Annotated in this window: 10 protein-coding genes and 1 riboswitch; of the genes, 6 read left to right on the top strand and 4 right to left on the bottom strand. The window is 72.0% G+C overall.

Going from position 1 to position 7,972, the window contains the following annotated elements; translation table 11 throughout:
- The first annotated feature begins 38 nt into the window (after nucleotides 1-38).
- Nucleotides 39-1,631 (top strand): hypothetical protein, encoded by a 1,593-nt coding sequence (locus ACRWNP_RS02680; RefSeq protein WP_431959214.1) that lies wholly within the window; start codon nucleotides 39-41, stop codon nucleotides 1,629-1,631.
- A gap of 178 nt (nucleotides 1,632-1,809) precedes the next feature.
- Here the strand turns inward: ACRWNP_RS02680 and ACRWNP_RS02675 are convergent, their stop codons facing one another.
- Both ACRWNP_RS02675 and ACRWNP_RS02670 read right to left on the bottom strand, forming a co-directional pair.
- Nucleotides 1,810-2,028: a DUF2277 domain-containing protein gene (locus ACRWNP_RS02675; protein ID WP_431959213.1), complete on the bottom strand. Its 219-nt coding sequence runs from the start codon at nucleotides 2,026-2,028 to the stop codon at nucleotides 1,810-1,812.
- Nucleotides 2,029-2,053: 25 nt separating this feature from the next.
- Nucleotides 2,054-2,437, bottom strand: a complete 384-nt coding sequence (locus ACRWNP_RS02670; protein ID WP_431959212.1) for a hypothetical protein — start codon at nucleotides 2,435-2,437, stop codon at nucleotides 2,054-2,056.
- Between the two features lie 519 nt (nucleotides 2,438-2,956).
- Here ACRWNP_RS02670 and ACRWNP_RS02665 point away from each other — a divergent pair.
- The 3 genes from ACRWNP_RS02665 (at nucleotide 2,957) to ACRWNP_RS02655 (ending at nucleotide 4,082) form a co-directional block, all read left to right on the top strand.
- Nucleotides 2,957-3,427, top strand: a complete 471-nt coding sequence (locus ACRWNP_RS02665) for a hypothetical protein (RefSeq protein ID WP_431959210.1) — start codon at nucleotides 2,957-2,959, stop codon at nucleotides 3,425-3,427.
- A 14-nt stretch (nucleotides 3,428-3,441) separates the two neighbouring features.
- A complete protein-coding gene (locus ACRWNP_RS02660) occupies nucleotides 3,442-3,672 on the top strand; it encodes a hypothetical protein (protein ID WP_431959209.1) in 231 nt (76 codons plus the stop codon).
- Nucleotides 3,673-3,857: 185 nt separating this feature from the next.
- Nucleotides 3,858-4,082, top strand: a complete 225-nt coding sequence (locus ACRWNP_RS02655; RefSeq protein ID WP_431959208.1) for a hypothetical protein — start codon at nucleotides 3,858-3,860, stop codon at nucleotides 4,080-4,082.
- 17 nt (nucleotides 4,083-4,099) lie between these two features.
- On the opposite strand, the gene ACRWNP_RS02650 is transcribed toward ACRWNP_RS02655, so the two are convergent.
- The gene (locus ACRWNP_RS02650) at nucleotides 4,100-4,969 is read right to left on the bottom strand and encodes a PfkB family carbohydrate kinase (RefSeq protein ID WP_431959207.1); all 870 of its coding nucleotides are present in this window, start codon (nucleotides 4,967-4,969) and stop codon (nucleotides 4,100-4,102) included.
- 161 nt (nucleotides 4,970-5,130) lie between these two features.
- Here ACRWNP_RS02650 and ACRWNP_RS02645 point away from each other — a divergent pair, with 161 nt between their 5' ends.
- Nucleotides 5,131-5,895, top strand: a complete 765-nt coding sequence (locus tag ACRWNP_RS02645; RefSeq protein ID WP_431959206.1) for a DUF6227 family protein — start codon at nucleotides 5,131-5,133, stop codon at nucleotides 5,893-5,895.
- A 78-nt stretch (nucleotides 5,896-5,973) separates the two neighbouring features.
- Entirely contained in the window at nucleotides 5,974-6,255 is a 282-nt protein-coding gene (locus tag ACRWNP_RS02640) for a hypothetical protein (RefSeq protein WP_431959205.1), read from the top strand.
- A gap of 83 nt (nucleotides 6,256-6,338) precedes the next feature.
- Here ACRWNP_RS02640 and ACRWNP_RS02635 read toward each other — a convergent pair whose 3' ends face one another.
- Nucleotides 6,339-7,469: a M23 family metallopeptidase gene (locus ACRWNP_RS02635; RefSeq protein WP_431959233.1), complete on the bottom strand. Its 1,131-nt coding sequence runs from the start codon at nucleotides 7,467-7,469 to the stop codon at nucleotides 6,339-6,341.
- A 185-nt stretch (nucleotides 7,470-7,654) separates the two neighbouring features.
- A riboswitch (cyclic di-AMP (ydaO/yuaA leader) is annotated at nucleotides 7,655-7,794 on the bottom strand.
- Nucleotides 7,795-7,972: the final 178 nt, after the last annotated feature.

The following is a 7,972-nucleotide window of genomic DNA, read 5'->3' as shown; positions in this document are numbered from 1 at the left end:
CCCCCCCAGATAGTCCAACGTGACTGGAGTTCAGACGTGTGCTCTTTCCGATCTCGTCCGGCGCACCGCAGGGCGGCACCCCGGACGGCACCCCGCCCCCGGCGGCCCCGCCGGCCGCCCCCGCGGGCGGTACGGAACCGGCACCGCCCACGGCCTCGGGCCCGAGCGGCGATACCGCCTCCACGACGGGGGCCCACCCAGCCGTCCGCGGCCAGGCCGTGCGCGAACGGGCCGTACGCAACCGGGCCGTACGGCTGAGGGCCATCGGCGCCCTCCCCGTCGGCGGGGCACTGCTCGCCGGCGGGCTGCAGTCGACGGCACCGATGGCCATGGCCCACGACGCCGGCGCCGCCAAGGGCGACGGCACCGCGAAGTCCACCGAGGGATACCGCAGCGCGGGCGAAGCCGTGTGCGACGTGCTGGACGGCCTGTACCACGCCCGCAACCCCACCGTGCACGGCACCGGCACCGTCACGGGCACCGGCACCGGCACCGGCACCGGCACCGGCACCGGCAAGGCCAGGAACCGCGCCCCGGACGGGTTCCACGCCAGGGTCGATGCGGAGGCCCCGCTCCCCGTCCGCGGCTCGCTCGACGTCTCGCCGGGCGGCGCCCGGAAGGGCGCCGGCCCGAGCCCCGTACCGTCCCAGCGCGCGGCCCCGCAGCAGTCGTCGGGCGGTTTGCTCGGCGCGGTGGGCGACCTGCTGGGCCTGCGGGGCAAGCAGCCGTCGTCCCAGGCACCGGCACCGCGACGGCCGGGCGCCACCCCGTACGCGCCGCCGGCCCCACGCGCGGGCGGGTCCGCCCGCCGTACGCCGCCCAAGGTCCCCGCGCCGTCTGCCGGCGCACCCCCCACCGGCATCCTGTCCGGCAACAAGATCAGCCCCGACTCGCTGCTCGACCTGGTCCTCCCCCGCCGCCCCTCCGACGGCGGCATGGACGAACCGCTCTCCCTGCTCCCCGCCCGCATCCGCCTGGGCACCCCCGACTCCCCCTGGTGCCTGCCGAAGGTCTCCCTGGAACTGTCCATCGGCGCGGCCCGCTACCGCGACCGCCTGCTCGCCGCCGAGCAGCCGTTTCGGGTGCTCACCCCGCTGCTGATCCTGACCGGGCTGACGTACCACGGCATCGCCGCCGTCCCCACGCACGCCGGCGCCGAACGCGTCCTGGTCTTCACCGTCTGGCGGGCCGACATCGCGAGCCTCCGCCAGACCGCGGGCCTGCTCTCCCCCGCCTGCGCCCGCCGCCACGCCCGCGACTGGACCCCGCCCTTCCACGGCCTGCCCGGGCTCGGCCTGCCGCTGCTGGACATCGGGCTGCCCGGTATCGGCCACGTCTCCCCCGAGCCGCCGCCGTGGGCCCCCTGCCAGGGCGAGCTCGAATCGGACGCCCGGCCCTTGAGCACCACGACCGCCACCGGACGCCCGGTCGTCCTGCTCACCCGCGCCCTCAGCGGCAACCTCCTCGGCCTGCTCCCGGTCACCTTCACCCCGGACATGCCGCCCCCGCTGCCGCCCGGGCTGACGATCCCCATCCCGCTCTTCTTCACGCAGGTCGTGACGTACAACCAGCTGCTTACCGCGCAGCGGCTCACGATCCCCGGCCTGCACCAGCAGACGTCACTCGGCTGACTGGCACACGACGGCGCCGGCCAGCAGCACGGCGGTCAGAGCGGTGACGACGAGGGCCCTACGGACAACGGACATGGCACACCTCAGTGCAGCGACGGACCGGTTCGAGCAGCCCACAACCTACCGTCACCGATCAACCACTCAGTGTCATGCCGTTACGAGGAACCACCCGCAGGGACTACGAGGCCTTCTGGCCCCGCACCTGGATCCCGTCCAGCAGCTCCCGCGTGGCCGCCGCCACCGCATCCACAGCCTCCTCGAACGCCTCCCGGTTGTGCGCCGCCGGCGCCCGGAACCCGGAGATCTTCCGCACGTACTGCAGGGCCGCGGCCCGGATGTCCTCTTCGCCGACCTCAGGCGTCATCGGCGGGCGCAGGGTCTTGATGCTTCGGCACATGGCTCCAGTGTGCCCGCACCCACTGTCACGCCCACCCGGCGCGCGGCCGCCGTCCCCACCACCAGCCGCTCTCACCACCGGGCGCGGCCTCGTCCTCCACGGTCAGCTCGATGTACCGGCCGTCCACCTCCCCCAGCGACTCCCCGAACAGCTCCGCCACCGGCCCCGGCAACCTCCGCACCAGCGAGGCCACCCCGTCCCGGCACACCAGTTCCCCCCGCGCCGTCTCCCGCCCCGCCTCCAGCCCCCGCACCACCCGCTCCCACGCCTCCAAATGCCCCCGCACCTCCCGCAACACGCTCCCCTCCACCTCCCACAACGCCTCGTCCACCGCCCCGTACGGCGCCCTCCGCAACGCCTCCATCGCCTGCTCGAACCCATCCGTGACCGGCGTCTCGCTCTGCCTCATGGCCCCATGCTCCGCCCGCAGGCCGCACCCGTCGCGCACTGCACGCCATACGTGTCAGTGGCTCCTGTTAAAACTGGACCGCGCCGATTCGCCTCAGGGGGGCCTATGTGACGAATCCGAACCACGACCTCGATCCCGTCTCCGGGCTGTACGAAAGGCTCATCACCGGCAGCCTCGAAGAACGCATCAAGGCGCTCAAAGCCGAGGGTTGGAGCGCCGTCAACGAAGCTCCTCGGCCCGGCCGAATACGTCGAACACAAGGGCAGCAAACCGATGGGCGCCGTCTGGCGCCTCCGCCAAGAACTCCCGGCGGATGTCTGGACCTACTCGGCCATCGCCGCAGGCTGACGCCCCAACTCCTGTTACTGAACTGATGCTTTAAGGTTCCTGCGCCACCCCCCCGAGCGACCTTCTGTCACCGGCATGCAACACCACGTATCACCCGAACCCGATCCGCCGTTCCTGGTGCGTCACGACATCACGAGCATCGGAGGGTTCCCAATGGGTCGAGTCAACGCGGTGACGCGCTACGTGTCGCAGGTCGCCCTGGCCACGTCCACGGCAGTCGCAACGGTGATCAGCTTCTCGACTCCCTCATCGGCAAGTGCGGTGGGATTTGCGAAAGTGGTCGGCTTCTGCCTGGACGCGAAGGGCCAGGCGGTTTGCCTCCCCACCACCACGCTTGGCCACTTCGTGCGCGGATCGGGCAGGAATGTGAACCGCCAGGAGGCGTCCGTGCAGGACAGCTTCGGGATGGACAGCGCCGGCGGGAACTGGTGCAACTGGCGTATCGACTGGCGCTACTCGGACACGAATGGCCGTACTTACCTCATCAGCCGGGGCGAAACGCACCGCAAGTGCACGCTGCACAGCTCAATCGGCCGTGTCGACACGACGCACCACACGTTGAAGCACTACGGCAAGGCGTGCGCGGACTTCTTCGTCGCTGGCACCAGGCGCGCATCGCAATGCCACTTCATCACCGAGTGACAGCCGGAGCGACCATGCCCTCACGTATGCACCCCTCGCTGGCTTCCCGCGCGCTGCGCGTACTCCTGGGCGCGGGAGTGAGCTATGCACTCGCGACCGGGCTGGTCCTGCTCGTCTTCGCCTTGCTTCCCCAGGACGCCCTGCGTTCTCTCCAAGAATCGGGATTCTTCTGGACAGTGCTGGCCACCACTGTCGTCATCTTCGTGGCGGGGGCCCTCGCCCTTCGGAGTCGGCGCGAGCGGTGAGGCCACGGCACCACGCCGGCTGTCGGTAGCCCATTCACACCAGCCCCGTGCACAACACCCGTGAATTCGTGACTGCGTACACCCGTGTCGGGGACCGTGGGCGAGCGTTGAAGCACTGCGGAGGGGGCGGGCGTGACCGGCCCCCCAGGTGTCGCGACATCGTCGAGGAACAGGGCGGGATCCCCATGGTCAACAAGTCGCCGAACGTGCGGTCGGGCCGGTTGATGCGGTGGGTGCTGACGGCGGGGCTCAGTTACCTGGGGGCGATGTTCGTCGTGCTCGGATGCCTCTCGCTGCTGCCGAAGCGGACGCAGACGTCCTTGTCGGAGACCGCCGTGGGGTGGGCCGTGCTCGGGGTGAGCATCGTGCTGTTCACGCTGTTCGCCGGGCGGAGCCGCGGGCGGTCGTGAGCCACCCGCCCCGCCCGTCACGCCCGCATCCACGTGCGCGTGCCGAATGAACCGCAGGCGCGGGAGGCTATGTCCGCGGCGAAGGCGAGGGCGGCGTCGAAGACGGCTGGGGTGAGGCGGGTCGTGAGGTGGGCGGCGAGGTGGTGGGCGAGGGCGCCGTGGAGGACGTCGCCGGCGCCGAGGGTGTCGACGACGGGGGTCACGGCCGGGACGGGGATCTGCCCGCCGGGCCGCAGGATGGGGGACGGGCCCTGGGTGACCGCGGTCCAGCGGACGCCGGCGTCGTGGAGGAAGGCGAGGACGTCGGCCGGGGTGGAGGTGCCCGGGGGGTGGAAGTCGGCGGAGCAGACGGCGACGTCGACGTAGGGGAGCAGGGTGGGCGTGGCGGGACGCCAGCTGCCCGCGTCCAGGAGGGTGGGGACCCCGGCGGCGCGGGCGAGGCGGACGGCGGGGACGGCGAGGGCGGGGTGGTGGGCGTCGACGAGGACGATGTCGGCGTCGCCGACGAGGACCGAGAGGTCTCCGGGCGGGGACACGGAGGTCCCTGAGGCCGCGTTGGTCGAGGCGACGGCGCGGTCGCCGGTGGCGGCGGTGACCAGGATGGTGGAGACCGCGGGCGGTTCGGGGGAGTCCGCGGTGAGGTTGATGACGTCGACGCCGAGGGCCGCGAGGTCGGCGTCGATCGCGCCGGCGAGGACGTGGCCGCCGAAGGCGGTGAGCAGCACGGCCTCGCCGCCGAGGTGGGCGAAGGTGGCGGCGGCGCCCGTGGCGGGGCCGCCGGCGGCGATGGTCTGGGCGCGGGCGGTGAGTTTCTCGTTCGGGGCCGGGACGTGGTCGACGAGCGTGATGACATCGAGAGTGCAGAGGCCTACGAAGAGTGCGCGCATGGGCGCATAGTGGCAGCAGGGGGCGTGCGTTTCCCGTCTTACGCGCCTCCTACGGGTGGGGGTGCACCATTTTTCCGGGAGTCCTGACGCGCAGCGCGTCGGTGCCACTACGCTGAGTGCTCGCAATGGTGCGCGGGGAATGCCGTGAGCAGGAGGGCCGCATGGGGAACGCGCGACCAGGTGGGGCGGGTCCGGCGGACGTCGAGGTGGTGCTGGCCAGGGCACAGAACGCCTTCGACGTCGACGACCGCGTGCTGGGGCGGCTGTCGACCGCGCTGATGGGCTGCACGGAGCTTGCGTCCTTCCGCCAGCGCAAGGGTCCGCCGCGCAGGCTGAGCCGCAGAACGTTGCGGCACACGTTCCTGCTGGCCGACGGCAGCACACAGCTGCTGTGGGAGATCGAGCACAACACCGGCCCCGGCGCCGACGAACCGCTGTACGAGGTGTACTCCGACCCGGACGCGCTGGCCGTCGCCCAGCACGCGATCGACGCGCGCTTCGGGGAGCCCTCGCCGGAGGAGCTGGAGGCGGAGGCGGCGGACTGGCTGGCACGGTTGCCGCAGCTGGCGATGGACCTGACGCCCGGACCTCGGCAGTACACGGAGGAGCACTCCGCGGAGCACGCGTGGCGGGTGCTGCGGCGTGCCGAGAACACGGACGTACCGGGCGAGGAGCTGCGCAGCCGGCTGGGCGCGGCGGTGGGCCACGACATCGCGTACGTCACCGGGCGGCACACCCGGATCGGCACCGGCCGGGTCGCCGGCTGGACGCTGTACGAGCATGCCTTCCTGCTGGCGACCGGCGAGGAGATCAGCCTCTGGGAGGTCGAGCACACGATGACCCCCGACGGGCGGCCGGTCTGCGAGGTGTACGCCGACGAGACGGCGGCCTGCGACTCCGCGGACGTACGGCTGGAGGCTCTCTAGCCGCGTTCCGGATTGCGGCCGGGGTGCGGCCGGAGGAAATTGGGGCGTAGGCGTGTCGGTGGGAGGCGGGAGGTTCCCATGCCGGTCCTGACGGAGGTCGAGTTCCCCGGTGTGACGGCCCTGCAGTACGAGGAGGCGAACCACCGCGCGGGCTTCGGGCCCGAACACCCTCCCGCGGGGCTGCTCTCGCACGCCGCCGTGATCACCAACGAGGGCCTGCGGCTGGTGAACGTCTGGCAGTCCGCGCAGGCGCTCGAGGCCTTCATGGAGATCATGATGCCCGCCGCCAAGGAGTCCGGCTTCCCGGAGCCGAGCGGGCCGCCGAGGATCTCGGAGCTCTACAACTTCGTCGTCCCGTAGACACGGACCGGCGGCCCTGGGTGACGGGGGGTGTCGCCAAGGCCGCCGGAGTCCGTGTGGTCGTGCGTGGCCGGTCGCTCGTCTCAGACGGACAGGCCCTTGCTGCGCAGCCAGCCCATCGGGCCGATCGGGTCGCCGCCGCCGGGGCGCACCTCGAGGTGCAGGTGCGGGCCGGTGACGTTGCCCGTGGCGCCGACGCGGCCGATGGTGTCACCGGTGGTGACCTTGCCGGAGGTGACGATCATCGAGGAGAGGTGGCAGTACCAGAGCTCGGTGCCGTCGTCGAGGGTCAGGATGATGCGGTAGCCGTACGAACCGGCCCAGCCCGCCTCGGTGATGGTGCCGCTGTGGATGGCCTTGACCGGGGTGCCGGTCGGGGCGGCGAAGTCCTGGCCGGTGTGGGTGTTGGCCCACAGCGAGCTGGACTCGCCGAAGCCCGCGGTCAGGGTGTACGAGGTGACCGGCTTGACGAAGCTCTTGGCGAGCTCGGCCAGGCGGGCGGCCTCGAGCTTCTTCGCGGCCTCCTCCGCGGCCTTCTTCTTGGCGGCGGCCTCAGCGCGGACCCGCTCCGCCGCCGCGGACTTGGCTGCCTTGGCCGAGGCCTCCTGCTGCGCGGCGGTCCTGGCGGCCCGGTCGGCGGCGTTCCGCTGCTGCTGGGCCTGGTCGAGGATGCGGTTGCGCAGCGCCTCACCCGCGTCGGGGCTCAGGGCCTCGGCGACGGGCTTGGCCTCGGGGGCGCTGTCGTCGTCGACGAGCGCGCCGATGCCGGGCAGTTCGGACGCCTCGGGCAGATGGGGAAGGGAGACGGGGAGGGGGTTCTTGCCCTCGGCGGCGGCGACCCCTCCGACACCCAGCACGGCCACGGCCGCGACTCCGAAGACCGCCGAACCGCGGCCCAGGGAGCGCTGCTTGGCGACGCGGTGCCGGCCGCGCACGGGCCCGGCGGACTCCTCGGTGGGGTTCCACGGCTCGGCCGGCGGGCCCTCGTGGGGCGCGCCCTCGAAGGCCTCGAAGGCCTCGATGTCCTCGGCGTCCTCGCTGTGCCGGGCGTCCGCGAAGGCCTCGATGTCCTCGGGGAGCGGGTGGGTGGCGACGGTGGCGGTGGTGGCGGCGGCCTCGTACGCCTCGTGCCCGGCGGCCTCGTGCTCCGCGACGGTGGCGTCCTGGGAGGTCGTCTCCGCGGCGGCGGCCGCGTCGAGCCAGCCGGCGGCCATGTTCCACTGGCCGGTGTCCCAGCCGTCGATCGCGTTCTTCGTCGGCGGTGCCTGCTCGGCTGCCGGGGGGTTCCAGCCGGCGGCGATGTTCCACTCGGCGGTGTCCCACTCGGGGTATGCGCTGACGGACCCCTGTTGCTGTCCGGGTATCAGGGCAGGCTCGTTCGACGCCACGCGGGCGCACTCCTTTCCTTCCTTCTCGCCTACCGGGTTAGCTGACGGGTTCGGAGCAGGAAGGTCTCCTACGAGGACCGCGGAGGGCCCCCGATTCACCCCAGGAAGTGGTTCCCCGGTTCCCGCGGACGGGATTCGGCAAGCGCACGGCGCCGCCCTGTCGGCGGTGGGACGACCGCGCTGCGTTATCGAACGTTAATAGAGGCGCCCGCCAATTCCAAGCCACTCAAGCGAGTTCATGACGGGAATCTATGGGGATGGACGGGACAGAAGCGGACATTGGGTCGTGACTGCCGTGACCTATGGGAAATGTGAGTGTGCATCAGTCG

Source organism: Actinacidiphila sp. bgisy160 (assembly GCF_965342435.1).
GTDB lineage: Bacteria > Actinomycetota > Actinomycetes > Streptomycetales > Streptomycetaceae > Actinacidiphila.
The sequence above is the reverse complement of the archived record's forward strand: the minus strand, read 5'-3'. Positions and strand labels throughout refer to the sequence as shown.

What these genes read in the sequence shown, in the direction of transcription:
- ACRWNP_RS02645 (WP_431959206.1), top strand. Translation starts at nt 5,131, where the DNA reads ATGGGGAACGCGCGACCAGGTGGGGCGGGTCCGGCGGACGTCGAGGTG.
- ACRWNP_RS02635 (WP_431959233.1), bottom strand. Translation starts at nt 7,469, where the DNA reads ATGGCCGCCGGCTGGCTCGACGCGGCCGCCGCCGCGGAGACGACCTCC.
- ACRWNP_RS02675 (WP_431959213.1), bottom strand. Translation starts at nt 2,028, where the DNA reads ATGTGCCGAAGCATCAAGACCCTGCGCCCGCCGATGACGCCTGAGGTC.
- ACRWNP_RS02650 (WP_431959207.1), bottom strand. Translation starts at nt 4,969, where the DNA reads ATGCGCGCACTCTTCGTAGGCCTCTGCACTCTCGATGTCATCACGCTC.
- ACRWNP_RS02655 (WP_431959208.1), top strand. Translation starts at nt 3,858, where the DNA reads ATGGTCAACAAGTCGCCGAACGTGCGGTCGGGCCGGTTGATGCGGTGG.
- ACRWNP_RS02660 (WP_431959209.1), top strand. Translation starts at nt 3,442, where the DNA reads ATGCCCTCACGTATGCACCCCTCGCTGGCTTCCCGCGCGCTGCGCGTA.
- ACRWNP_RS02670 (WP_431959212.1), bottom strand. Translation starts at nt 2,437, where the DNA reads ATGAGGCAGAGCGAGACGCCGGTCACGGATGGGTTCGAGCAGGCGATG.
- ACRWNP_RS02640 (WP_431959205.1), top strand. Translation starts at nt 5,974, where the DNA reads ATGCCGGTCCTGACGGAGGTCGAGTTCCCCGGTGTGACGGCCCTGCAG.